At 63.6% G+C, this 23,744-nt stretch carries 21 protein-coding genes and 1 tRNA gene; 12 read left to right on the top strand and 10 right to left on the bottom strand.

Annotation, left to right across the window (positions count from 1 at the left end; genetic code table 11):
- The first annotated feature begins 44 nt into the window (after positions 1–44).
- From J2X44_RS10910 to J2X44_RS10925, 4 genes are all read left to right on the top strand, one after another.
- The gene (locus tag J2X44_RS10910) at positions 45–1,151 is read left to right on the top strand and encodes a spermidine/putrescine ABC transporter substrate-binding protein (protein ID WP_310083696.1); all 1,107 of its coding nucleotides are present in this window, start codon (positions 45–47) and stop codon (positions 1,149–1,151) included.
- 17 nt (positions 1,152–1,168) lie between these two features.
- Positions 1,169–2,074: an ABC transporter permease gene (locus J2X44_RS10915; RefSeq protein WP_310083699.1), complete on the top strand. Its 906-nt coding sequence runs from the start codon at positions 1,169–1,171 to the stop codon at positions 2,072–2,074.
- Positions 2,074–2,916, top strand: coding sequence for an ABC transporter permease (locus J2X44_RS10920; protein ID WP_310083702.1), 843 nt, complete (start codon positions 2,074–2,076; stop codon positions 2,914–2,916). The genes J2X44_RS10915 and J2X44_RS10920 overlap by 1 nt, the downstream gene beginning before the upstream one ends.
- A 121-nt stretch (positions 2,917–3,037) precedes the next feature.
- Entirely contained in the window at positions 3,038–4,168 is a 1,131-nt protein-coding gene (locus J2X44_RS10925) for an ABC transporter ATP-binding protein (RefSeq protein WP_310083705.1), read from the top strand.
- A 98-nt stretch (positions 4,169–4,266) separates the two neighbouring features.
- Here the strand turns inward: J2X44_RS10925 and J2X44_RS10930 are convergent, their stop codons facing one another.
- The 10 genes from J2X44_RS10930 to J2X44_RS10975 form a co-directional block, all read right to left on the bottom strand.
- Positions 4,267–5,208 carry a DUF808 domain-containing protein gene (locus J2X44_RS10930; RefSeq protein WP_310083707.1) on the bottom strand — a complete coding sequence of 314 codons (942 nt, stop codon included), beginning with the start codon at positions 5,206–5,208 and terminating at the stop codon, positions 4,267–4,269.
- 146 nt (positions 5,209–5,354) lie between these two features.
- A complete protein-coding gene (locus J2X44_RS10935; RefSeq protein WP_310083711.1) occupies positions 5,355–6,731 on the bottom strand; it encodes an aspartate aminotransferase family protein in 1,377 nt (458 codons plus the stop codon).
- 185 nt (positions 6,732–6,916) lie between these two features.
- On the bottom strand, positions 6,917–7,657 hold the full coding sequence (locus J2X44_RS10940; RefSeq protein ID WP_310083714.1) for a gamma-glutamyl-gamma-aminobutyrate hydrolase family protein: 741 nt from the start codon (positions 7,655–7,657) through the stop codon (positions 6,917–6,919).
- A gap of 43 nt (positions 7,658–7,700) precedes the next feature.
- Positions 7,701–8,669: a glucokinase gene (locus J2X44_RS10945; protein ID WP_310083717.1), complete on the bottom strand. Its 969-nt coding sequence runs from the start codon at positions 8,667–8,669 to the stop codon at positions 7,701–7,703.
- A gap of 118 nt (positions 8,670–8,787) precedes the next feature.
- Positions 8,788–8,864 (bottom strand) — tRNA-Arg (locus J2X44_RS10950).
- Between the two features lie 44 nt (positions 8,865–8,908).
- On the bottom strand, positions 8,909–9,436 hold the full coding sequence (locus J2X44_RS10955) for a DUF1254 domain-containing protein (protein ID WP_310083720.1): 528 nt from the start codon (positions 9,434–9,436) through the stop codon (positions 8,909–8,911).
- Between the two features lies 1 nt (position 9,437).
- Positions 9,438–10,016 carry a DUF1214 domain-containing protein gene (locus J2X44_RS10960; protein ID WP_310083722.1) on the bottom strand — a complete coding sequence of 193 codons (579 nt, stop codon included), beginning with the start codon at positions 10,014–10,016 and terminating at the stop codon, positions 9,438–9,440.
- A gap of 90 nt (positions 10,017–10,106) precedes the next feature.
- Positions 10,107–12,767 carry a pyruvate, phosphate dikinase gene (gene ppdK / locus J2X44_RS10965; RefSeq protein ID WP_310083724.1) on the bottom strand — a complete coding sequence of 887 codons (2,661 nt, stop codon included), beginning with the start codon at positions 12,765–12,767 and terminating at the stop codon, positions 10,107–10,109.
- Positions 12,768–12,879: 112 nt separating this feature from the next.
- On the bottom strand, positions 12,880–15,084 hold the full coding sequence (glyS, locus tag J2X44_RS10970; RefSeq protein WP_310083727.1) for a glycine--tRNA ligase subunit beta: 2,205 nt from the start codon (positions 15,082–15,084) through the stop codon (positions 12,880–12,882).
- Positions 15,081–15,986: a glycine--tRNA ligase subunit alpha gene (locus J2X44_RS10975; protein ID WP_310083728.1), complete on the bottom strand. Its 906-nt coding sequence runs from the start codon at positions 15,984–15,986 to the stop codon at positions 15,081–15,083. The genes glyS and J2X44_RS10975 overlap by 4 nt, the downstream gene beginning before the upstream one ends.
- 233 nt (positions 15,987–16,219) lie before the next feature.
- Between J2X44_RS10975 and J2X44_RS10980 the strand changes: the two genes are divergently transcribed.
- The 8 genes from J2X44_RS10980 (at position 16,220) to J2X44_RS11015 (ending at position 23,734) form a co-directional block, all read left to right on the top strand.
- Entirely contained in the window at positions 16,220–16,435 is a 216-nt protein-coding gene (locus J2X44_RS10980; protein WP_310087010.1) for a helix-turn-helix transcriptional regulator, read from the top strand.
- Positions 16,425–17,042 carry a hypothetical protein gene (locus J2X44_RS10985; RefSeq protein ID WP_310249282.1) on the top strand — a complete coding sequence of 206 codons (618 nt, stop codon included), beginning with the start codon at positions 16,425–16,427 and terminating at the stop codon, positions 17,040–17,042. Before J2X44_RS10980 ends, J2X44_RS10985 begins: the two co-directional genes overlap by 11 nt.
- Positions 17,043–17,109: 67 nt before the next feature.
- Positions 17,110–18,054 carry a TraB/GumN family protein gene (locus J2X44_RS10990; protein ID WP_310083733.1) on the top strand — a complete coding sequence of 315 codons (945 nt, stop codon included), beginning with the start codon at positions 17,110–17,112 and terminating at the stop codon, positions 18,052–18,054.
- Between the two features lie 53 nt (positions 18,055–18,107).
- Positions 18,108–18,950 (top strand): TraB/GumN family protein, encoded by an 843-nt coding sequence (locus J2X44_RS10995; RefSeq protein WP_310083735.1) that lies wholly within the window; start codon positions 18,108–18,110, stop codon positions 18,948–18,950.
- Between the two features lie 274 nt (positions 18,951–19,224).
- Positions 19,225–19,860: a 50S ribosomal protein L25/general stress protein Ctc gene (locus tag J2X44_RS11000; RefSeq protein WP_310083738.1), complete on the top strand. Its 636-nt coding sequence runs from the start codon at positions 19,225–19,227 to the stop codon at positions 19,858–19,860.
- A gap of 67 nt (positions 19,861–19,927) precedes the next feature.
- Positions 19,928–20,497, top strand: coding sequence for an aminoacyl-tRNA hydrolase (gene pth / locus J2X44_RS11005; RefSeq protein WP_310083741.1), 570 nt, complete (start codon positions 19,928–19,930; stop codon positions 20,495–20,497).
- 216 nt (positions 20,498–20,713) lie between these two features.
- Complete coding sequence (locus J2X44_RS11010; RefSeq protein ID WP_310083745.1) at positions 20,714–21,709, top strand: SDR family oxidoreductase; 996 nt, start codon at positions 20,714–20,716, stop codon at positions 21,707–21,709.
- Positions 21,710–21,856: 147 nt separating this feature from the next.
- Positions 21,857–23,734: a PhoX family phosphatase gene (locus J2X44_RS11015; RefSeq protein WP_310083748.1), complete on the top strand. Its 1,878-nt coding sequence runs from the start codon at positions 21,857–21,859 to the stop codon at positions 23,732–23,734.
- Positions 23,735–23,744 lie beyond the last annotated feature (10 nt).

Raw genomic sequence — 23,744 nt, forward strand, 5'->3', positions numbered from 1 at the left:
GGCCTTATTGAGTCAGCTTGGCGTCACAAACAGGGAGGCTGCACATGGATCCGATGGAATTGATCAAGCAAAGCCGCGGGCGCCGCTCGCTGCTGCAGGCGATGGGGGTCGCCGCGATCGGGATCAGCTTTGGCGGCCTCGCCGCGTGCAGCAAGGGCGAAGGCAAGAAACTCGCGAACGGCGAGGAAGCCAAGCTCAACTTCTATAATTGGGACACTTATATCGGCGAGACCACGCTCGATGATTTCAAGGAAGCGTCGGGCGTCGAGGTCAAAATGGACCTGTTCGACAGCAACGACGTGCTGTTCGCCAAGTTCAAGGCCGGCAATCCGGGCTATGACGTCATCGTGCCCTCGAACGACTTTGTCGAGCGGATGGCGCAGGCGGGCATGCTGCAGGCGCTCGATCATGCCCAGATCCCGAACATGAAAAATATCGACCCGACTTTTATCGACGTCGCCTATGATCAGGGCCGCAAATTTTCGATGCCCTACACCTGGCTCGCGCTCGGCATCGGCTATCGCAAGTCAAAGGTGAAGACGAAGCCGGACAGCTGGAAAGTCCTGTTCGACAGCCCCGAATATGCCGGCCGCATCGCGCTGTTGTCGGAGGCCGGCGATATGTTCCGCCTGTATGGCAAATATCTGGGCAAATCGGTCAACGCGCTGACCCCCGCTGACATCGCGACGATCGAGGCGATGATGATCAAGCAAAAGCCCAATGTGAAGAATTTCCACGTCGATGACGGTCAGGATCTGCTGCTCAAGGGTGATGTCGATCTGGTGCTCGAATATAATGGCGACATCGCACAGGCGATGACCGAGGATGATGATATCGATTTCATCATTCCCAATGAGGGCAGCCAGCTCAATTCGGACAATCTGTGCATTCCGAAGGGCGCGCCGCATCCCAAGAACGCCCACGCCTTCATCAACTATCTGCTCGATGGCGAGGTCGACAAGAAGATCACCGAAACGATCCTCTACCCGACCCCCAATGCCGCAGCCAAGGCGCTGATGCCCGACAGTTACAAGAACAACCCGGTCATCTATCCGCCGGCCGATGTGCTGGCGAAATGCGAATATGCCAAGTTCAATCCGACCTTGCAGCCGCTGTATGAGGAAGCGTTTACGCGAGTGCGGGCGGCTTAAAAACGGAAGGCTTGGGGGTGGCCGAACAGGATTGGAAAACGAGCAAACGGACCTTCGCGGCGGTGTCTCTGCCGACCCTGCTGTGGGTGATCCTGTTCTTTCTCGTCCCGATGGCCATCGTCTGGCTCTATAGCTTTGGTGAGAACAAGGGTCTGACCGAAATCGAATTTTCGGGCACGCTCGACAATTACAAGCGCGCGACCGAGTGGCTGTACCTCACGATTTTCGGCAAGAGTTTCGCGGTCGCCGCGCTCGTCACCCTGATCTGCCTGATCATCGGCTTTCCGGTCGCGATGGCGATCACCTTTGCCAGCGAGAAATGGCGGCCGTGGCTGCTGCTCGGCATCATGCTGCCCTTCTGGACCAACCTGCTCATCCGCACCTATGCGCTGATGATGCTGCTCGGCACCCAGGGGTTTGCCAACAAAGGGCTCGGCGCCTTGTGGGAGGGGACGAGCTGGATCAAGACGCTCGTCGGGCTGCAACCGCTGCCGACGTGGGAGCCGGTGCAGCTGCTCTTCAACAATTTCGCGGTCGTCTTCGGCCTCGTCTATGTCCATTTGCCCTTCATGGTGCTGCCACTCTACGCGGCGCTCGACCGGCTCGACCGCAGCCTGATCGAGGCGAGCCTCGACCTTGGCGCCGGACATTTCCGCACCATCATGCGGATCGTCGTGCCGCTGGCGGCGCCGGGCATCATCGCCGGGGTGATGATCACGCTGATCCCCGCACTCGGCGCCTACCTCACCCCCGACCTGATGGGCGGCACCGACAGCCAGATGATCGCCAACGTCATCGAGCGTCAGTTCAAAAAGGCAAATGACTGGCCATTCGGCGCCGCGCTGTCCTTCCTGCTCATCTATGCGATGTTCGCGTTGATCGCGATCCAGTCGATGCGCAAAAAAGTGCCGGAGGTCCGCTGATGGCCCTGTTCGCCCGCACCCCCGTCGCGCCGCTCGAATATAGCCGCACCTTGTGGATGCGCCTTTGGGTCGGCGCGGTGATGGTTTTTCTCTACGCGCCGTTGGTCGTGCTGATGATCTTCAGCTTCAACGACAGCAAGCGCAACGTCGTGTGGCGCGGCTTCACCACCAAATATTATGAAAAGGCGCTGGGCAACGACCAGCTGGTCGAGGCGCTGATCAATTCGCTGACCATCGCGGCGCTCGCGACGCTGGCCAGCCTCGTCCTCGGCACGCTCGCCGCGGTAATGCTGTGGCGCTTTCGCTTTCCGTGGAAGGGGGCGATCGACGGCACCATTTCGTTGCCGATCATCGTCCCTGAAATCTGCCTCGGCGTCGCCTTTCTGATGTTTTTCGCCGCGTTGGGCTGGCCAACCGACCTCATATGGCCGCTCAACCTCGGCGCGATCACCATCGCGCACATCACCTTCTGCTTCCCCTTTGTGACCATGGTCGTCCGTTCGCGGCTGGCGAGCTTCAACCGCGAGCAGGAGGAAGCCGCCAAGGACCTGGGCGCCAGCGAAGGCCAGGTGTTCCGCGACGTGCTGATCCCGCACATCAAGCCCGCGCTGGTCGCGGGCGCGCTGCTCTCTTTCACGCTCAGCCTCGACGATTTCGTCATCACCTATTTCACCAGCGGCCCCGATACGATCACCTTCCCGGTGAAAGTCTATTCGATGGTCCGTTTCTCGGTGACGCCCGAAGTCAACGCGGCGTCGACCCTGCTCATCATCCTCACCGTCGTCCTGACCTTCATCGCGCTCAAGGCTCAGGGCGTGAAAGCCATCGCGGAGACGCATTGATGGACCACCCTCTTTTTCCGTTCGTGTCGAGCGAAGTCGAGACACCCCGAAGGCGCGCGCTGCCGATGGGCATCTCGACTCCGCTCGATGCGAACGGCGTTGATAGGTTGAACCTTTGACCATGACCGACCCCGCCAAACCGATCATCCAGATCCAGAATGTGTCGAAACGCTTTGGCAAGGTGACCGCGGTCGACAGTGTCAGTCTCGACATCAACGCGGGCGAATTTTTCGTGCTGCTCGGCCCGTCGGGCTGCGGCAAGACGACGTTGCTGCGAATGATTGCGGGTTTCGAGCTGCCGACCGAGGGCAAAATCCTGATCGACGGGCAGGACATGGCGGGCATCCCGCCGAACAAGCGCCCGGTGAACATGGTGTTTCAAAGCTATGCGGTTTTTCCGCACATGAGCGTCGCGGATAACGTCGCCTACGGCCTGAAGATCGCGGGCATAAAGGGGGGCGAGGTCAAGGACCGTGTCGCTGAGGCGCTCGATCTGGTCAAACTCGGCGGCTTTGGTGAACGGATGCCCGATCAGATGTCAGGCGGCCAGCGCCAGCGCGTCGCGCTTGCGCGCAGTCTGGTGATGCGGCCCAAGGTGCTATTGCTGGACGAACCGCTCTCGGCGCTCGACGCCAAGCTGCGCGCGCAGATGCAGTTTGAGCTGTCCGACTTGCAGGAAAAGGTCGGCATCACGTTTGTCACCGTGACCCACGATCAGGACGAGGCGCTGTCGATGGCGTGTCGCATCGGGGTGATCAACAAAGGCGAGGTGGCGCAGCTCGCGACGCCGTCGGACCTCTACGAATATCCCGCCAACCGTTTCGTCGCCGACTTCGTCGGTTCAGTGAACATTTTCGAGGGCAAGCTGACATTGGACGAGCCCGATAAGGCGGCGGTCGATTGCCCCGGCGTCGGCAAAATCTACCTCAACCATGGCGTCACCGGCCCGCACGGCGCCGATGTCTGGATCGCGCTGCGCCCCGAGAAAATCTATCTCCACGTTCCCGGCGAAGGGAAGGCCGTGAAAGCGGCAGCGCAAGATGCGCCCGACGGGTACAATTTCGCACGCGGCAAGATCAAGGGGATGAGCTACCTCGGCGACATCACTTTGTTCGAAATCGAATTGGAGGGCGGTGCGCGCATCCGAGTCTCGCGCCCAAACCTGTCGCGCCACGATCAGGAGGATTTCACCTGGGACGACAAGGTCAGCATGCACTGGCGGGCCGACAGCCCGGTGGTGTTGCTGGGGTAGTTATTGTAGTCGTCACCCCGGCGCAGGCCGGGGTCTCAACGTCTCGTCAGGACGCTATGGCAAGATCCCGGCCCCCGCCGGGATGACGACGTAAAGCGTCAGTGCGCCGCCGCCTTCTTCCCCGGCACCAGATGCAGCGCCGCGACGATCAGCCCGCCAAGCACCAGCCCGAACAACCCTGCCCCACCGGCATTTATCAGCCATTCCCACAATCCGGCCCCAGGCAAATTCCCAGCCAACGCATGGGCGAAATCATGCAGACCATGCCCCAGGTTGCCGATATGATATTCGTCGAGCCCGTGCAGCACGATCTGCCCGCCGACCCACAGCATCGCAGCGGTGCCGATCAGCGCGAGCGCGCCCAGCAGCTTGGGCATGAACGCCACCAGCCCGCGCCCGATCGCTTTGCGCGCGCTGTTGCCCTCTTTCGCCATATGTAGCCCAATATCGTCCATCTTCACGATCAGCCCGACCGCGCCATAGACCGCGATCGTGATCGCGATGGCCACCACGATCAGCGTCGCGGCCCGCATCGCGAACGGCTCGGTCAGCACTTCATTGAGCGCAATCACCATGATTTCGGCCGACAGAATGAAGTCGGTGCGGATCGCACCCTTCACCATCACCTCTTCATGGTTCGGATCGACGACTTCGGCCGCCTGTTCGGCCAGACTGTGTTTTTTGGCGGCAAAGCTGTGCCAGACCTTTTCGGCACCCTCGAAGCACAGATACGCGCCGCCGACCATCAACAGCGGCGTGATCGCCCATTGCGCGACCGCCGAAAGCAGCAGCAAGACCGGCAGGATCAGTACCAGCTTGTTGAACAGCGACCCTTTGGCGATCCGCCAGATGATCGGCAGTTCGCGGTTCGGCTGAAAGCCGGTGACATAGCGCGGCGTCACCGCGGCGTCGTCGACCACCACGCCCGCGGCCTTGACCCCCGCTTTCGAAGCGGCGGCGCCGATATCGTCGATGCTGGCCGCAGCCACTTTGGCGATCGTGGCGACGTCGTCGAGCAGGGCGAAAAGGCCGGAGGGCATAGAGTGTTGATCCTTCTGAGGAGTCTGGGTTGCCCCCTCTACCCGTTCGTGTCGAGCGAAGTCGAGACACCTATCGGCCTCACGCTACCACGATGGGTGTCTCGACTTCGCTCGACACGAACGGATTGATAGGAAGGCGCGAGTTTTCAGCTTAGCGCCCGCAACTTGGGCAGCACCTCATCGAGCGATTTGCGGATGATGGCAACCATGTCGTCGATCTGTTCGGTCGAAATCACCAGCGGCGGGCACATCACCAAACTGTCGCGGATGCCGCGCACCATCAGACCGTTGGCGATGCACGCGTCACGCGCCATTGGCCCCGCGGTTCCTTCGGCGCCGCCAAAGCGCGCACGGGTCGCCTTGTCGGCAACGATCTCGACCGCGCCGAGCAGCCCGATCGAGCGCGCTTCGCCGACCAGCGGATGATCGTTCAGTGTGGCGAGCGCCTTCGCCAGATGCGGGCCGGTGACGTTGCCGGTGCGTTCGACCAGCCCCTCGCGCTCGATAATCTCGATATTCTTGAGCGAGACCGCCGCCGCGACCGGGTGGCCTGAATAGGTAAAACCATGGACGAAATCGCCGCCGGTCTTGAGCACCTCGACGACATGCGCCGCGACCGCGGTCGCCGAAATTGGCAAATAGCCCGACGACAGTCCTTTCGCCATCGGCATCAGGTCGGGGGTGAAGCCCATTGTCTCGTGCCCCCACATCTTACCGGTGCGGCCGAAACCGCAGATCACCTCGTCGGCGACGATCAGCAGGCCATATTTGCGCGCTACCGCCTCGACCTTTGGCCAATAGCCTTTGGGCGGAATGATCACGCCCCCCGCGCCCTGCACCGGCTCTCCGATGAACGCCGCGCAATTTTCGGGACCGACTTCCAGGATCTTGTCCTCGATCGCCTGGACACAGGCGTCGCAGAACGCATCCTCGGTCATCCCCTGCCCTTCGTTGAACGCATAGGGTTGACGCACATGCTCGACCCCGGCGATCGGCAAATCGCCCTGCGCATGCATCGCCTTCATTCCGCCCAGCGACACGCCCGCGACGGTCGAACCGTGATAGGCGTTCCAGCGGCTGATAAAAACGGTACGCTTCGGCTCGCCTTTCAGTTTCCAATAGTGGCGCACCATGCGGAACACGGTGTCGTTCGCTTCGCTGCCCGACGCGTTGAAAAAGATATGCGGCAGGCGATTGCCGGTGAGCGAGGCGATCTTCGCCGCCAGCGTGACCGTCGGCGGCGTCGCGGTCTTGAAGAAGGTGTTGTAGAAGGGAAGCTCGCGCATCTGCGCCGCCGCCGCCTCGACCAGTTCCTCGCGGCCATAACCGACATTCACGCACCACAGCCCCGCCATGCCGTCGAGGATGCGGTGGCCGTCGCCATCGTGAATATAACATCCCTCGGCGTGGGTGATGATGCGGCTGCCACCGAGTTTTTCGATCTCGGCCCAGTCGGCCTGGGCGGGCAAATGATGTGCGACGTCGAGGCGACGCAGTTCGGCGATATCGTGATTGCGGGGCATGTGAAAACTCCTGACTTTCTGAAAACCGTTCGCATCGAGCAAGGTCGAGATGTTCCCTCGAAATTGCACTATGTTGATGGGTGTCTCGACTTCGCTCGACACGAACGGAGAAGAGCACTCGATTTTCGGTCAGGGCGAAAAGCTGATCCGCGCGAGATAGCGATCATAGCGGGTCACGCGCCGGTTCATAATTCGCCTCTTAACGCGCGGCCCAGCAATCGAAAATAGGTCTGGCTTTCGGCATTGTCGTCGGTCGCCCATTCGGGGTGCCATTGCACCGCGAGCAGCGGCGCGCCGTTCGGCCGCGCACTATACGCCTCGATCAGTCCGTCGGGCGCCCGCGCTTCGACCTGCAAGCCGTCGGCCAGTGCACCGATCCCCTGATAATGAACCGAATTCACCTCCAGCGCCGCCGCGTCATAGGCCGTCGCCAGCACCCCGCCCGCCGCCAGATCGACGCGGTGCCGATGGTCGAACATGCCATCGAAACTTACGCCATCGGGCGCGTGGTGGAGCAGCAGTCCGGCGCTGGCCGACGTGTCGCGGCGCAGCGTCCCGCCCAGTGCGACGTTGATTTCCTGAAAGCCGCGGCAGATGCCGAACAAGGGTCGCTGCGCCGCGATCACCGCGTCGACCAATTCGATCATCATGCGGTCGCGGTCGGGGTCGAACGGCCCCTCGCCCGCATCCGCATCGCCATAGCGCGCGGGTTCGACATTCGACGGGGTCCCGGTCAGCAGCACCCCGTCGAGCCGCCCGACAACCTCGCTCGCGCGCATGTAATCGGGGAGCGAAGGAATAATCAGCGCCGCGCAATCGGCATATTGCATCGCGGCCGTCGCATAACGGTTCATCACCGCCTGCGCGACCTCTGTCCCGACCATACGGTTGCAGGCGATGATGCCAAGGACGGGGCGCGTGGACATGATCCTTAGCTGCCGATTTTCGCGGCGGCGCGCCAGTCCTAATTTAGGCGTGCTGGCGCGCGAACGCCGCCGCGGCGCCGAACAAGCCGGGCTGCGGATGGGTGATCAGCTTGACCGGCAGCGCCGCCATGAATCCCTCGAACCGCCCTTTTTCGATGAAGCGTTCGGGAAAGCCCGACCGCACCAGACTGTCGCGGATCCGAAGGCCCAGCCCGCCCGCGATGACCACGCCGCTCGCGCCCTGAGCCAGCGCCAGGTCGCCCGCGACGCTGCCCAGCGACAGGCAGAAACGATCGACCGCCGCGGCGGCCAGGCTGTCCTGCCCGCCGAGCGCCGCGGTCCAGATCGCCTTGTCGTCGAGCGGCGTCACGGCGCGGCCTTCCAGACCCGCCAGCGTTTCGTAAATATCGACGATCCCCGGTCCCGACACGATCCGTTCGATCGACACCCGGCGGTGGCGCTTGCGCAGCCGCGCGAGGATCGCATCCTCGATGCTGTCGAGCGGCGCGAAATCGATATGGCCGCCTTCGGTGGCCTGCACCCGGTAATCGGCGCCGTCGCGCCAGATATGCGCGACGCCCAGCCCGGTGCCGGGGCCGATGATGCTGATCGTCCCCGTCGTCGGCAGCGGCTCGTCGGGGCCGGTCAGCCGTTCGAAATAGCTGTCGTCGGCCTGCGCCACGGCGTGGCCGACCGCCTCGAAATCATTGACCAGTACATGGCGGTCGACGCCCAGCTTCTCGCCGATCAGCGCCGGACGGATGATCCATGGATTGTTGGTGAAGCGGATGATTTCGCCGCGCGTCGGCCCGGCAATCGCAATCGCTACCGCGCGCGGCAGCCCGCCCTGACGCGCCGCGAAATCCTCCCACGCGGTTTGAAAGCTCGCGTGATCCTTGGTGTGCAGCGTCGTCGCCTCACCCAGCGACAGCACGCGGCCGCCCGCGATCTCGGCCATCGCAAAACGCGCATGGGTGCCGCCGATGTCGACCGTGACGATGGTTTCGCTCATATCTCTCCCTCGCCGGTCGGTTGCGGCTTTGCCCGACGGGAATGTCGCATGGCCCGCAGCGATGCAACAGGGCATAGCTATGCGCTGTGCGAACGCGAAATATTCAGATTTGGGGAAATGGCGCACCCGGAACGATTCGAACGTCCGACCCTCAGATTCGTAGTCTGATGCTCTATCCAGCTGAGCTACGGGTGCGTGGAGAGGCGCCTTTAAGGGGCGCCGCGCGGGCGCGCAACCCCCTATTTCAGCTTTGTGACCGTGGCGCAGGACGATTGGCGGCGCACCGCGTCCAGCCCGCCGATTTCCGCAGGGTCTTTCAAGAGCAAGCGGATCAGCGCAATGCCGCGGTCATGGTCGGTGTGGACGACCTCTGCCCCCTTGGGAACTGCCTGCCCGGCCCGCGCGACGATGATTCGATACGGCTTACCCGCCGCCTCGACATCGTTGCGGACAAAGATCACGTCGGTTGCGGCGTCAAACACGCTGAGCGAACTGTAGCGTCCCGGCACCGGCGTCACGTCGATCGCCAGCGGCCCCGCCGACAGATCGTAAGGGCAGCTGGAATAAGCGAGATCGGGGCTGGGCCGCACCACCGGTTGCCGCTCGGGCGTCGCGAGATTGCCGTAGGACATGCGGTTGACCCCGCCCTGCCCCAGCCGCTCCATCGCGATGTTCATCAGACCATAGGGCGCGTAGCCGACGGCCGCCGCCGTCGTCGCAGCTGCGACGACCAGGCCAAAGGCGAGCGGGCCAAACCCGTTCCGCATCTCAGCACCCCTCCCTGACGATTTTCGGCAACTGCGCCGCGGCAGGATCGGCGCGGAACGCCTGTCCCGGATTGTACATGCGCAGCGTCAGGTGCAACGCCTGGCCCTTGATGCCCGGCAGCCACGCCGCGTCGGCGGGCTTTGTCGGCGCAATGACGACGCGCCATTCGCCCTTGGCATCGAGCGCGACATTGGCGCCGTTCACCGACCAGATGTTGGCCGGATTGGCGACAAGATAGCCCTTGGCGTCGTAAATCGTGACGCTCCACCAGCGCGCGTCGAGCGGCTGGCCCGACAGGCGGTAACGGCAATTGCCGTCGAGCGGCGCGCCAGCAGCATCGGTCTTGGCCGACCAATAGACGGTTTCCTTGGCGGGCAGCGCGAGCAGGCCCGACCGGGCAACCATCGCGCGGGTCAGGGGGTCGGTCGCCTTGGTGCCGTAACCGAGCGAGGTCGTCCACGGCCCGTTGCGGATCGCGCCATCGCCCAGGCCGCCGCTGGTCAACGCCCACGCGGCGCCGAGGCCCAGCACCAGACCGCCGACCGCGGTGATAGTATAGCGGTGCCAGCTTTTCATCATGCGCCCTCCCCGTCGCCCCCGCGAAGGCGGGGCTCGCTGGCAGCGTCGCGCAAGGCCGATAACGGCCCCCCGCCTTCGCGGGGGCGATGATTATTTCGCCTTCAACGCCGCCTGCGCTGCCGCCAGCCGTGCAATCGGCACACGGTAAGGCGAGGCGCTGACATAGTCGAGACCGGTTTGCTCGCAGAAATGGATGCTCGGCGCGTCGCCGCCATGCTCGCCGCAGATGCCCAGTTTGACGTCGGGGCGCGTCGCCCGGCCGCGATCGGCGGCGATCTCGATCAGCTGCCCGACGCCCTCGACATCCAGGCTGACGAACGGGTCGGTCAGGAAGATGCCCTTGTCGACATATTGGGTCAGGAAGCGGCCTGCATCGTCACGGCTGATGCCGATCGTCGTCTGGGTCAGATCGTTGGTGCCAAAGCTGAAAAACTCCGCCGTCTCGGCAATCTCGCCCGCCATCAAGGCGGCGCGCGGCAGTTCGATCATCGTGCCGACGAGATAAGCGATCTCGCGGCCCTTTTCGGCGAACACCGCCTTTGCTTGGGCATCGACGACCGCCTTCATCAGGTCGAATTCGCGGCGCGTCGCCACCAAAGGTATCATCACTTCGGGGATCGGCGCCGCGCCGGTCGCGGCGGCGACATCGCACGCGGCCTCGAAAATCGCGCGCGCCTGCATCTCGTAGATTTCGGGATAGGTGACCCCCAGACGGCAGCCGCGATGGCCGAGCATCGGGTTGAACTCGTGCAGCTCGTTGGCGCGTGCCTTAAGCGCCTCGATCCCTACCCCGGCCGCCGCCGCAACATCGGCGAAATCCTCTTCGCGCGTCGGCAGGAATTCGTGAAGCGGCGGGTCGAGCAGGCGGATGGTGACCGGAAGGCCCGCCATCACCTCGAATATGCCCGCGAAATCCGCCCGCTGTTCGGGCAGCAATTTGGCGAGCGCGACGCGGCGGCCTGCCTCATTCTCTGCCAAAATCATCTCGCGCACCGCGGTGATCCGCGCGGCGTCAAAGAACATATGCTCGGTACGGCACAGCCCGATGCCCTCGGCGCCGAAATCGCGCGCGACCTGGGCGTCTTGAGGGGTTTCGGCGTTGGCGCGCACCTTCATGCGGCGAACCTTGTCGGCCCACACCATCAGCGTGCCGAAATCGCCGACCAGTTCGGGCAGCAAGGTCTTGACCTCGCCCGCCATCACTTCGCCGGTCGAACCGTCGAGGGTGATGATGTCGCCCTCGCGCAGCTCACGCCCGGCGACGCGGAGCACCCTGGCATGGCCGTCGATCGACAGCCCGCCCGCACCCGAAACGCAGGGGCGCCCCATGCCGCGCGCGACCACTGCGGCGTGGCTCGTCATGCCGCCGCGCGCGGTCAAAATGCCCTTGGCGGCGTGCATGCCGTGGATGTCTTCGGGCGACGTTTCGACACGCACCAGGATCACCGCCTCGCCCATTTCGGCGGCTTTTTCCGCCGCATCGGCGGTGAACATGATCTTGCCCGACGCGGCGCCGGGGCTGGCGGGCAGCCCCTTGGTCAGCACATCGCGCGGCGCATGGGGGTCGAGCGTCGGGTGGAGCAGCTGGTCGAGCGCGCCGGGGTCGACGCGGCCGACCGCTTCCTCTTCGGTGATCAGACCTTCGGCGGCCATGTCGACCGCGATCTTCAGCGCCGCCTTGGCCGTGCGCTTGCCCGACCGGGTTTGCAGCATCCAGAGCGTCCCGCGCTCGACGGTGAACTCGATGTCCTGCATGTCGCGGTAGTGTGTCTCGAGCGTGTCGAACACCTCACCCAGCTCGGTGAAGGTTTCGGGCATCGCCTCTTCCATCGACAGCGGCTTGGCCCCGGCCCGCTCGCGCGCGGCTTTGGTCAGATATTGCGGGGTGCGGATGCCCGCGACCACATCTTCGCCCTGCGCGTTGATCAGCCATTCGCCGTACCAGGCGTGCTCGCCGGTCGCCGGATCGCGGGTGAAGGCGACGCCGGTTGCCGACGTGTCGCCCATATTGCCGAACACCATCGCCTGAACACTGACCGCGGTGCCCCATTCGCCGGGAATCGCATTGATGCGGCGATAGACTTTCGCGCGGTCGCTTTCCCAGCTTGCGAACACGGCGCCGACCGCGCCCCACAACTGGTCGTTCGGGTCTTGCGGGAAGGGCGCACCGGTCTCGCGCTCGACGATCGCCTGATAGTCCTTGACCAGCGCCTGCCAATCGTCGGCCGACATCTCGGTGTCGAGATAAAAGCCGCGGTCTTCCTTGGCGATTTCCAGCGCTTCCTCGAACTCGGCATGGTCGAGCCCCATGACGACGTCGGCGTACATCTGGACGAAGCGGCGATAGCTGTCCCATGCGAAACGCGGGTCGCCCGATGCGTCGGCCAGCCCGACCACGGTCGCGTCGTTCAGGCCGAGGTTGAGGACGGTGTCCATCATCCCCGGCATCGACACCCGCGCGCCCGAGCGCACCGACACGAGCAGCGGGTCGGCGGAGTCGCCGAATGTCTTGCCCGTGATGCCTTCGATATGGGCGATACCGGCGGTTACCTGTTCGATCAGGCCCGCGGGGAATTGTTCGCCATTCGCATAATAAGCGGTGCAGACGTCGGTGGTGATGATCAGGCCCGGCGGCACCGGCAGGCCGATCGAGGCCATTTCGGCCAGGTTCGACCCCTTGCCGCCCAGCAATTCCTTCGAACGCTCGGCCGTGGTGGCCGCGCCGCCGAACAAATGCACCATCTTCGTCATCATATACTCCTGCTGCCCCGGGGAGGAGGTTGCGGCTGGATAGGTATGCAATCGTCTTTGGTCGATTCAGTTTTGCTTCGTTCGCTATAAGCTGCGGCGCATAGCCGGGCCGTCAGCCCTCGATCTTCGAAAAATCGGCGACGCCATGCACCGCGCCGGTAAATCGCGCGAGCAGGCCGAGCCGATAGGCGCGGACGTCCTCGTCGGGGTCGTTGACCATCACCCCATCGAAAAACGCATCGATCGGCGCGCGCAGCGACGCGAGCGCGGCCATCGCGTCGGTGAAGCGTTCTTCCGCGACTGCGGCGGCGGCGGCAGGTTCGGCGGTGTCGAGCGCGGCGAGGAGGGCAGCGTCATGCACCGTCATGCTCTCCGGCGAAAGCCGGAGCCCAGCGCGTGCGTCCGCCACGGTGGGTTCTGTGCCGCCCTGGGCTCCGGCGTTCGCCGGAGAACCTTGACCAGCCTGCTTCAGGATATTCGCCGCGCGCTTATACCCCGCCAGCAAATTAGCACCGTCATCGCTCGCCATAAACGCCTGCAACGCCTTCACCCGCGCAAGCAGACGAACCAGATCATCCTCGCCGCCAAGCGCAAACACCGCGTCGATCAGGTCATGACGAACACCGGCTTCGCGTTGTTGGACTTTGAGACGGTCGGCGAAGAAGGCTGCTAGTTTGGCTTCGGCATGATTATCCCAAGCCGCTCCAAACAGGCCCAAGTCATCGCCAATTGCGACAAGCAACACCTCTTCTAAGCGGAAGCGCAATCTGTTCTGCAATATGATCGCGATTACACCCAGCGCAGCTCGTCTGAGGGCGAACGGATCTTTGGAGCCAGTTGGTGTTTCATCGGCCAAAAAGAAACGCGTCAGAGTATCCAACTTATCCGCGAGCGCAACGGCAACGGTGACCGGCGCCGTTGGAACGCTGTCGCCCTGTCCGACGGGCTTGTAGTGGTCCTGAATTGCATCTGCGACGGCATCGGAGAGACCTCTGGCACGGGCATAATATCCCCCCATAAGACCTTGCAGCTCGGGAAATTCGCCGACCATCTCTGTAACAAGATCGGCCTTTGCTAGACGTCCTGCGAGTTCCGCCATGTGGGTCCGCTCAGCGCGTTCATTGGCTGTATTTTCGTCAAGAATCCATGGCCCGACGGTTGCATGGGGTCCCGCTTCGGATCGACGAGGTTGATAAGGAACTATCCCCTGCTCAACAAAATATCTTGCCAGCTTCGCGACGCGCTCAACCTTGGCGGCCACGGTCCCCAGCTTCTCGTGAAAAGTAATGTTCGCGAGCTTCTCCGCATGCTGCGCCAGTGTCTTCTTCTGGTCCTGCTCCCAGAAGAAGCGCGCATCGGACAATCGCGCCGCCAGCACCTTGCGGTTGCCCGCGACAATCTCTGCCCCGCCATCATGCGCCGCGATGTTCGCGGTGCAGACAAAGCCGTTCGCCAGCTTGCCCACCGCGTCGTTCACGACGAAATATTTCTGGTTCACCCGCGCCGTCAGCTGGATGACCTCGGGCGGTACTTCCAGAAACGCTTCGTCAAAGCGCCCCAGCAGCGGCACCGGCCATTCGGTCAGACCGGCGTTCTCGATCACCAGCCCCTCGTCCTCGACCAGCTTCAGCCCGGCGTCGGCTGCCGCCTTCGCGGCGCCATCGCGGATGATCGCCTGGCGTTCCTCATGGTCGACGATGACGTGGCACGCGCGCAGCTTTTCGGCATAGTCCGCTGCCGATCCGATGTTGATCTCGCCCGGGCAGTGAAAGCGGTGGCCGCGCGTTGCGAAACCGGCGGCAACCCCGCTCACTTCACACGGCACCAGCGCGTCGCCGAAGATCGCGACGATGCCCGACAGCGGGCGGACCCAGCGCAGGCTCTCGCTGCTCGCGCTGTCCTTGCCCCAGCGCATCGACTTGGGCCAGGCGAAGGCGCGGACAATCGCGGGGATCGCTTCGGCGAGCACTTCGGCGGTCGCACGGCCCGGCTTGTCGATGACGGCGAAATACACGCCGTCGCGGTCTTCGAGCTGGTCCTGCGTCAGCCCGGTCTTGCGCAGAAAGCCTTCGAGCGCCTGCGGCGGCGCGCTGCTGCGCGGGCCTTTGAGCTCCTCGCTGACCGCCGCGGTCGCGTCGGGCAGCCCCTTGGCGATCAGCGCGAGGCGGCGCGGGGTCGACCAGATGCTGAGGTCGCCGACGTCGATACCCGCGGCAGACATTTGAGCGCGGAACAATTTGTCGAGTTCAGCGCGCGCCCCCGCCTGCATCCGCGCGGGAATCTCTTCCGAGCGCAGTTCGAGAAGAAAGTCGGTCACAGCGTCCACCCCGGATATTTAGCGGTCCATGCGTCCGACTGACTGTCGATCCACGCCTTGCAACTGCCTTTGGCAAGGTCGCGAACGCGCGCCATGTAGTTGGCGCGTTCCTGGACGCTGATGACGCCGCGCGCCTGGAGGAGGTTGAACAAATGGCTCGCCTCGATCGCCTGGTCATAGGCGGCGAGCGGGACGTTCGCGGCGATCGCGCGCTGGCACTCGGCCTCAGCGGCTTTGAAGCCCGCAAACAAGGAGTCGGTGTCGGCGACCTCGAAATTCCATTTCGAGAACTGGCGTTCGTTTTCCAGAAAAACGTCGCCATAGCTGACCGCCGCCACGTCGCCGACCGCATCGGAGAAGCGCAGGTCGTACACATTGTCGACATTCTGGATATACATGGCGAGGCGTTCGAGGCCGTAGGTGAGCTCGCCCGCGACGGGCTTGCAGTCGAACCCGCCCATTTGCTGAAAGTAGGTGAACTGGGTAACTTCCATCCCGTCGCACCAGACTTCCCAGCCCAGCCCCCACGCGCCAAGCGTCGGCGATTCCCAATCGTCTTCGACAAAGCGGATGTCGTGGAGCAGCGGATCGATGCCGATGGCGGCGAGGCTGCCCAGATATTGTTCCTGCAGGTCGGCGGGCGATGGCTTCAATATCACCTGATACTGGTAATAATGCTGGAGCCGGTTCGGGTTCTCGCCATAGCGGCCGTCGGTCGGGCGGCGGCTCGGCTGGACATAGGCGACGTTCCACGGCTCAGGACCGAGCGAGCGCAAGGTGGTTGCGGGGTGAAACGTCCCCGCCCCGACCCGCATGTCATAGGGCTGCAAAATCGCACAGCCGCGCGCCGCCCAATAGCCGTGCAGCGTCAGGATCATGTCCTGAAAGCTGAGGGATTTCATTTCCGTCGCTGCCGCCACTGTCCGCTCTTTCGCACGTGCAAATAGTGTCGCCGCCCTTGGCGCAGCGGGGCCGCAGGGTCAAGGCTCGGCGCCGCGCGCTGCGGTGCCATTTGGGGGTAATGGTCAGGCACACACAACTTTTTGTCAGGTCTTGTTGACACAGTCAGCGAATCATGTCATTTAGTCAACAACACATGACATACGGTCAGTGTCGCCTGACAACAGGATCGATGATGGACAACCAGCTGAAAGTGCTGCGCGCGATGCGGAACTGGAGCCAGGCCGAACTGGCCGACCGGCTCGATGTATCGCGCCAAGCGGTGAACGCGATCGAAACGGGGAAATATGACCCGTCGCTGCCGCTCGCCTTCAAGCTGGCCCGGCTGTTCGCGATGCCGATCGAGGAAATTTTCGACGATGGCCATGAAGGACGTGACGATGGACATTGAACCCAAAGAGCGCCGCGCGCCCAACATGCTCTGGCCGGTCGCGATCGGGATCGGCACCGCGATGCTGGCGGGCGGCTTTGCCGGTTACAACGAGGCGGCGGCGGAACACGGCGACGCGCTGGTATCGGCATGGGTCGGGCCGGTTGTCGCAATCCTGATCGGCGGCTTGGCCATGGCCTTTTATGTCCGACGCCACGCCGGCTGGTTCCGCAACTGGTCACCGCGCAAGCGGCTCTATTGGATCAGCTTGGTCCTGTCGGGCGCGCTGGGTTTCGTCGCTGCAATAGTGATGCAGGCCGGGGGCGCCGGAACCGCCGGGCTGTTCAGCAACGCTGCCATGACCCCGACGGTAGCGATCGCGCTGTCAGCGATGTGGCTCGTCGGATTGACGGTTGCACTGATACTCTACCACCGCACGGTCGATGACCATGAGCGCCATGCCTATCATCTTGGCGGGCTCGCGGGCTTTTACGCCTTTGTCTTTCCCTGCCCCGTCTGGTGGGTGCTGTGGCGTGCCGATCTGGCGCCCGAGGTTCAGGCGATGCCGCTGTTCGCGCTGTCGCTGGCCGCCAACGCGATCGTCTATTTCTGGTTCAAATTCCGCTGACCCTTTTCGCTCTCCCCTTCTCTACCTCCTCCGGCCATAAGGGCCAATAATGAAAGGACATTTCTCCATGAAGACCTGGTTCAAGATGCTCGCTTCGACCTGCGCCGTCATCCCCTTTGCCCAATGCGCGATACTGCCCGGCAGCAACATCGCGTCGGCCGCCGAACCTGTCGCCGCCGCGGCCCCGGCGGCTGCGATGACCGACGCCGATCCGGCGCTGTGGGTCGTCAAGGACGCCGACACGACGATCTATCTGTTCGGCACCGTCCATGTCCTGAAACCCGGCCTCAGCTGGTTCGACGAGGCGGTGAAGACCGCGTTCGACAAATCGGACGAGATGATGCTGGAACTCGTGATGCCCGAAGATCAGGCCGCGGTCGCCAAAACGATGATGCCGCTGGCGATGGATACGACCGGCAAGACCATCCCCTCGCGACTGACCGCCGACGAGCTCAAGGCCTATCAGGCCGCGATGGTCAGCGTCGGGGTGCCGGCCAATGCCTTCGACAGTTTTGAACCGTGGTTTCCGGCGATGACGCTGTCGGTGCTGCCGCTCACCAAACTCGGCTATGATCCCGAACAGGGCGCCGAAAAGCTGCTCACCAAATTTGCCAAGGACAGCAGCAAGCCGGTCTCGGGCCTCGAAACGCTCGAAGAACAGCTCGGCTTTTTCGACAAGCTGCCCGAAACCCAGCAAGTCGCCTTCCTCAATTCGGTGGTCAAGGACATGGACAAGCTGGGGCCGATGCTCGACCGGATGGTCGTGCTGTGGGCTAAAGGCGATCCCGACGGGCTGGCGGTCGCGATGAACGAAAGCATGGCGGCGACCCCCGAACTCGCCACGATGCTGCTTTATGATCGCAATCAGCGCTGGGCCGACCAGATCAAGACGCGAATGGACAAGCCGGGCACGGTGTTTATCGCCGTCGGCGCGGGGCATCTCGCGGGCGAAAAGAGCGTGCAGGATTATCTGAAAGCGCGCGGGCTGACCGCAACGCGGGTCAAATATTGACGCCAGCACCGACTCTTTCTCGACAATGGGGTCGCCGCTTTGCGGCGGCCCTTTTGCCGTTGCTGGCCGCCGGGTGCGGCACCGCCGAAACCGCGCCACCGGCGCGCCCGGCAATGTGGCTGGTCGCCGATGATGACACGCGCATCTATATATTGGGGACGATGCACGCGCTGCCGCGCGGGACCGATTGGGACGATGGCGTGGTCGCGGCGGCAATTGAATCCGCCGACGAGTTGGTGATGGAATTGGCCCCTGCCCAGCTCGCAGCAGCAGGTGCCGAATTCCAGAAACTGGCGCCGCGCACCACGCCGCTGGCGATCGAAGCGCGTCTGCGGGGCGAGGCGCTCACCAATTATCGGGCGCTCGAGGATGGCGGCAAAGCCTTTGGCGGCGATGCGCTCGACGACTGGGCGGCCATGGTGCTGATGGGCCAGCGGGTCGCGCAGAACGCGGACCTGTCGTCAGCCGACGGGGTGGAAACCGTGCTGACCGAGACGTTCCAGGCGGCGGGCAAACCGATTGCCGGGCTGGAAACCGCGCGAGCGCAGCTGATGCTGTTCGAAACGCTCGACGCACCGACCCAGCGCGCGCTGCTGACCCACGCCGCCGAGGGAGCGGATAACGCAGTTGCCGAGGTTACCGCACTGACCGCCGCATGGCGCCGCGGCGACGTTGCCACGCTGGAAGCGATGATCAACGAAGATGTCGATGCAGTGCCCGCAGCGCGCAAGGCGATCATCACGGACCGCAACCGGCGCTGGAGCGCATGGGTGCAGAAGCGGATGGCGCGGCCCGGCACGGTTTTGATGGCGGTCGGCGCAGGGCATCTGGTCGGGGGTGATGGGGTTCCGGCGATACTGGCGGAGACAGGGATAAAGATAGAGCGGGTGCAGTGAAGCGGCGACTTTGGGGTGGCGAGCGGACTTGCCCATCCTCGTCATTCCCGCGAAAGCGGGAACCCAGTTGCACTGTCGGCTCGCTGGGTCCCGGCTTTCGCGGGGATGACGAAGCGAGCGGTGCGGCGGTAATGATTGCTGAATAGTACCCCAAAGACCCCTGCCCCCTTCCCGCGCTTGCATTTTCCGCGCGTCCCCGCTAAGCGCCGCCGCTTCCGACCATGGTCATCCCTGGAGGCGTGGCGGACTTTGAAACTTTTCTCGGAGAAAAATGATGAGCGACCAGCTGGTGCTGTCGGCCGAGACGCGTGATCGGGGAGGCAAGGGAGCCTCGCGTGAACTGCGTCGTGAAGGCCGTGTCCCCGCCGTTGTCTATGGCGGCAAAGAAGAACCCCTGATGATCCACGTCGAAGAAAAGCTGCTGATGAAGCAGTTGATGACGGGTCACTTCATGAACTCGGTCGTCATGATCGACGTCGGCGGCAAAAAAATCCGCACGTTGCCTAAGGACGTCGCCTTCCACCCGGTCAAGGATCGTCCGATCCATGCCGACTTCCTGCGCATCGCCAAGGATGCGACCGTCCACGTCGCCGTTCCGGTGGTGTTCGCGAACGAAGACGCCTCGCCTGGCCTGAAGCGCGGCGGCGTGCTCAACATCGTTCGTCACGAACTGGAACTCGTTTGCGATGCGGACAAGATTCCTGACGAAATTTCGATCGACGTGACCGGATTCGACGTCGGTGATTCGATTCACATCAGCAGCGTCACCCTACCCAAGGGCGTCGAAAGTGCGATCACCGATCGCGACTTCACCATTGCCACCATCGTCGCTCCGTCGGCGCTGAAGTCGAGCGAAGGTGACACGACGGTCGACGGCGGCGAAACGGCTGCCGAAGGCGACGACGCCTAAATAGTCGGACGCGCCCCTCCCCCCTTGCGGGAGGGGCGTTTCGATCAGACCCGGGAAAGGCAGTATCATGCAGCTCTGGGTCGGCCTCGGCAATCCCGGGCCTCAATATGCGATGCACCGCCACAATGTCGGCTTTATGGCCGCCGATGTTATCGCCAACGTCCACGACTTTCCGGCACCCGCGAAGAAATTCCAGGGCTGGATCCAGGACGGGCGCATCGGATCGACACGCATCCTCCTGCTGAAACCCGGCACCTTCATGAACGAAAGCGGCCGCAGCGTGCGTGCGGCGATGGATTTCTACAAACTCGACACGCCGGACGTTACCGTCTTTTACGACGAGCTCGACCTGATCCCGATGCAGGTGAAGGTCAAGCGCGGCGGCGGCGCCGCGGGGCATAACGGCATCCGCAGCATGATCCAGCACATCGGCGAAGATTTTCGCCGCGTCCGCATCGGCATCGGCCATCCGGGGCACAAGGACCGCGTGACCGGCCATGTGCTGGGCAATTATCACAAGAGCGAGATGGAACCGCTGATCGACCTGCTTGGCGCGATCGCGGCCGAAACGCCGTGGCTGGCCGACGGCAACGACGTTCGTTTTCAGAGCGATCTCGCGCTGCGGTTGCAGGGATAGGCAGAGGCTGGAAACGACCGATTGCGGGCATAAACTTTCGTCATCCCGGACTTGATCCGTGATCCATGCGCCCTCTCAGCAGCGGGCGGCGCATGGCCTCGTGGACCCCGGATCAAGTCCGGGGTGACGAGTCGATGAGGGCAGCTCCCTACCCCAAAGCCGCCGATTTGGCAGCCGATGTTAACTAGGGCAATATAGTTCCGAAAGGAGCCAGTCATGACCAATCGCCATACGCCCAGCCGCCGCCAACTCATTGCCGGAGCCGCAGCGCTGACCGCCACCTCCCCTGCCCTGCTGCAAGCCACAACACCTTATATGGCTCCTTTCCTGAAAGGTCGAACCATTCTGATCACCGGGGCGTCGAGCGGCTTTGGCCGCATCGGCGCGCTGTATTATGCCCGGCTCGGTGCCAAGGTAATTGCCACGATGCGCGGGCTGCCACGGCCCGACGCGGAGACGCTGACGGCCGAGGCGGCGAAGGAAAAGCTCGACCTGCATATCCTCGAAATCGACGTGACCGACGACGAATCAGTGGGCCATGGCGTTGCCGACGCGCTCGAACTGGCGGGCGGCCGGATCGATACGCTGATCAACAACGCCGGGATCGGCATTACCGGCCCGGTCGAGGTCCAGGACATGGCGGCGACGCGGCTGATCTTCGAAACCAACGTGCTGGGAATCCAGCGAATGCTGCGCGCGCTGCTGCCGCAGATGCGGGCCGCGAAAAGCGGGCAGATCTTCAACATCTCGTCGCAGCTCGGTCGCGTCATCGTCCCCGGCGGTGGGCATTATTCGGCGACCAAATTTGCGGTCGAGGCCTTGTCCGAACAGCTTGCCTATGAACTGGTGCCGCATGGCATCGACGTGACGGTGATCCAGCCCGGCGGCTATCCGACCAAGGTCTGGGTCAATCGCAACGCCTATACCGGCGCGCTGAAGGCGCGCAGCGAAGCGGCGCTGCTTGATGCCTATGCGCCCTTCACCCGCGGCATGGGGACCGAGGATGGCAGCGGGCGCAGCGCCGATCCGCTCGACGTGCCGCGCGCAATTGCCGAGATCATGGCGATGCCCGCCGGAAAGCGGCCGCTGCGCCGCGCCGTGCATCCGGGCAACAAGCCGCAGGAGGCGATCAATCGCGTGTCGGCCGAAGTGCAGGTGGCGTGGCTGGGCGGCGGCGCGCTGGGGCCACTGGTCAAGGCGGTTCACGACTGACCCGCCACGATGTCACCATAACGTCATCGAAATCCTGCCTTTCTGACTTGGTGAAGCCATTTAGCTGACACCTCCCGCTGCCATCGGTGCGCCACCCAAGGCCGGACAAACCAGTCCGGCGGCTCAACCGAAAAACAGGGGGACTGAATGTCACATCTTACCGACGACGCCCGCGCGCCGTATCGCGGCGACACCATCAGCGATCATGCGCCGGGCAGCTTGGAGGCGATCGTCGCTGCCAATCCGACCCGCCGCACCCTGCTCCGCAACGGCCTGTTCGGGCTCTCGATGCTTTCCACCACCGCATTGGCGGCCTGCGGAGGCACCAGCGGTGATCCGGTGGTCACCCTGCCCCCCACCGCCGGGCCAAGACCGACGCCCACCCCGACCGCGCCGCCGGTCAGCTATGCCGTGACGTTTGCCGCGGTCGCCGCGAACCAGAATGACGCGGTGACGGTCCCTGCGGGTTATACCGTCGACGTGCTGCTGAAAGCGGGCGATTCGGTCGAAAGCGGCGCGGCCTATACCGGCAGCTTCCCGACCCCAGCGATCGCCGAGAAATGGGCCGGCGGCAATCACGACGGGATGGAATATTTTGCCTTTCCCGGGGTCGACGCCAACAACCGCGGCCTGCTGGCGATCAACCATGAATATCCCGATTTTAACATCCTGATGTCGGGCAATTACAATGCCGCCACCGCCACCGCCGACCAGAAAGCGGTCGCGCTGTCGGCAGTCGGGATCAGCGTCGTCGAGATCGCCAAGGGTAGCGACGGCAAATGGTCGGTGCAGTCGGGATCGACATATAACCGCCGCTACACGGGCAACAGCAGCTACCGCGTCGGCGGCCCCGCCGCGGGCGTTGTCGCTGGACCGATCAAGGGCATGCTGAATAACTGCGCTAGCGGCCGCACCCCGTGGGGCACCTATCTGACCTGCGAAGAGACGACCGACAATTATCTCGACCCGACGCAGCCCGCCAACGGCTATGGCTGGGTCATCGAAATCGACCCGCGGCGCGAACTGGCGCAGCCGACCAAGCGCACCGCGATGGGCCGCTTCGACCATGAGAATGTCGCGTTTCTGGAAAACAGCGACCGCCGCACCGCCTTTTACATGGGCGACGATGCCACGCCGGGGTGCATCTATAAATTCGTCCCCGACCGCGCCTATAGCGCGACGAACCGCGCCGCGAACACCGACCTACTCGATTCAGGCACGCTCTATGTCGCGCGTTTCAACGGCGACGGCACCGGCGAATGGCGCGCGCTGGTAGTGGGTCAGAACGGCTTGGCCGCCGGGGCGTCCGATCCCGGCAACACCAGCCAGAGCACGACCCCGCCGGCGCCGACGATCGTCAATTTCAACAGCCAGGCCGATGTGCTGATCAACTGCAAGTCAGCGGCGCGCGTCGCGGGCGGCACCGTGATGGATCGGCCGGAGTGGATCACGGTCGCGCCCGATAACAGCGCGGTATTCGTGACGCTGACCAACAACAGCGGCCGCCGCGTCACCAACCCGATGAACCCGCGAACGACCAACCTGCACGGCCATATCATCAAGTTCAGCGAACAGGGCAATTCACCGCTGGCGACGACGTTCCGCTGGGAAATCTTCCTGCTCGCGGGCGATCCGTCGCTGGCGGCAGGCGGCAGCAACCTGACCGGCAACATCAACGGCGATACCTTTTCCAGCCCCGACGGGATTGCCATCGATCCGCAGGGCCGATTGTGGGTCCAAACCGATCACAGCGTCCCGGGCAACTCAGGTGTATCGGGCCGCTCGATCGATCAGGCTTTCGGTCACAACGCCATGTTCCATGTCGATCAGGTGACCAAATTGTCGAAGCGTTTTCTGGTCGGCCCGCTGGGCTGCGAGATTACTGGGCTGACCTATACCCCTGATCTGCGGACCTTCTTCGTCAACATCCAGCATCCGACGGGCAACTGGCCGGTGGCCGGGCAGCAGCCGCGGTCGTCGACCATCGTCGTGCGACGCACCGACAACCAGCCGGTCGGCGCGTAAGAAGCCAGTT

The sequence above is a fragment of the Sphingopyxis sp. BE259 genome (assembly GCF_031457495.1).
GTDB lineage: Bacteria > Pseudomonadota > Alphaproteobacteria > Sphingomonadales > Sphingomonadaceae > Sphingopyxis.

What these genes read in the sequence shown, in the direction of transcription:
- J2X44_RS10920 (WP_310083702.1), top strand. Translation starts at nt 2,074, where the DNA reads ATGGCCCTGTTCGCCCGCACCCCCGTCGCGCCGCTCGAATATAGCCGC.
- J2X44_RS10975 (WP_310083728.1), bottom strand. Translation starts at nt 15,986, where the DNA reads ATGAAATCCCTCAGCTTTCAGGACATGATCCTGACGCTGCACGGCTAT.
- J2X44_RS11015 (WP_310083748.1), top strand. Translation starts at nt 21,857, where the DNA reads ATGTCACATCTTACCGACGACGCCCGCGCGCCGTATCGCGGCGACACC.
- J2X44_RS10910 (WP_310083696.1), top strand. Translation starts at nt 45, where the DNA reads ATGGATCCGATGGAATTGATCAAGCAAAGCCGCGGGCGCCGCTCGCTG.
- J2X44_RS10945 (WP_310083717.1), bottom strand. Translation starts at nt 8,669, where the DNA reads ATGAGCGAAACCATCGTCACGGTCGACATCGGCGGCACCCATGCGCGT.
- J2X44_RS10985 (WP_310249282.1), top strand. Translation starts at nt 16,425, where the DNA reads ATGGACATTGAACCCAAAGAGCGCCGCGCGCCCAACATGCTCTGGCCG.
- pth (WP_310083741.1), top strand. Translation starts at nt 19,928, where the DNA reads ATGCAGCTCTGGGTCGGCCTCGGCAATCCCGGGCCTCAATATGCGATG.
- J2X44_RS10960 (WP_310083722.1), bottom strand. Translation starts at nt 10,016, where the DNA reads ATGATGAAAAGCTGGCACCGCTATACTATCACCGCGGTCGGCGGTCTG.
- J2X44_RS10990 (WP_310083733.1), top strand. Translation starts at nt 17,110, where the DNA reads ATGAAGACCTGGTTCAAGATGCTCGCTTCGACCTGCGCCGTCATCCCC.
- J2X44_RS10940 (WP_310083714.1), bottom strand. Translation starts at nt 7,657, where the DNA reads ATGTCCACGCGCCCCGTCCTTGGCATCATCGCCTGCAACCGTATGGTC.
- J2X44_RS10955 (WP_310083720.1), bottom strand. Translation starts at nt 9,436, where the DNA reads ATGCGGAACGGGTTTGGCCCGCTCGCCTTTGGCCTGGTCGTCGCAGCT.
- J2X44_RS10980 (WP_310087010.1), top strand. Translation starts at nt 16,220, where the DNA reads ATGGACAACCAGCTGAAAGTGCTGCGCGCGATGCGGAACTGGAGCCAG.
- J2X44_RS11010 (WP_310083745.1), top strand. Translation starts at nt 20,714, where the DNA reads ATGACCAATCGCCATACGCCCAGCCGCCGCCAACTCATTGCCGGAGCC.
- J2X44_RS11000 (WP_310083738.1), top strand. Translation starts at nt 19,225, where the DNA reads ATGAGCGACCAGCTGGTGCTGTCGGCCGAGACGCGTGATCGGGGAGGC.
- J2X44_RS10925 (WP_310083705.1), top strand. Translation starts at nt 3,038, where the DNA reads ATGACCGACCCCGCCAAACCGATCATCCAGATCCAGAATGTGTCGAAA.
- J2X44_RS10930 (WP_310083707.1), bottom strand. Translation starts at nt 5,208, where the DNA reads ATGCCCTCCGGCCTTTTCGCCCTGCTCGACGACGTCGCCACGATCGCC.
- J2X44_RS10935 (WP_310083711.1), bottom strand. Translation starts at nt 6,731, where the DNA reads ATGCCCCGCAATCACGATATCGCCGAACTGCGTCGCCTCGACGTCGCA.
- ppdK (WP_310083724.1), bottom strand. Translation starts at nt 12,767, where the DNA reads ATGACGAAGATGGTGCATTTGTTCGGCGGCGCGGCCACCACGGCCGAG.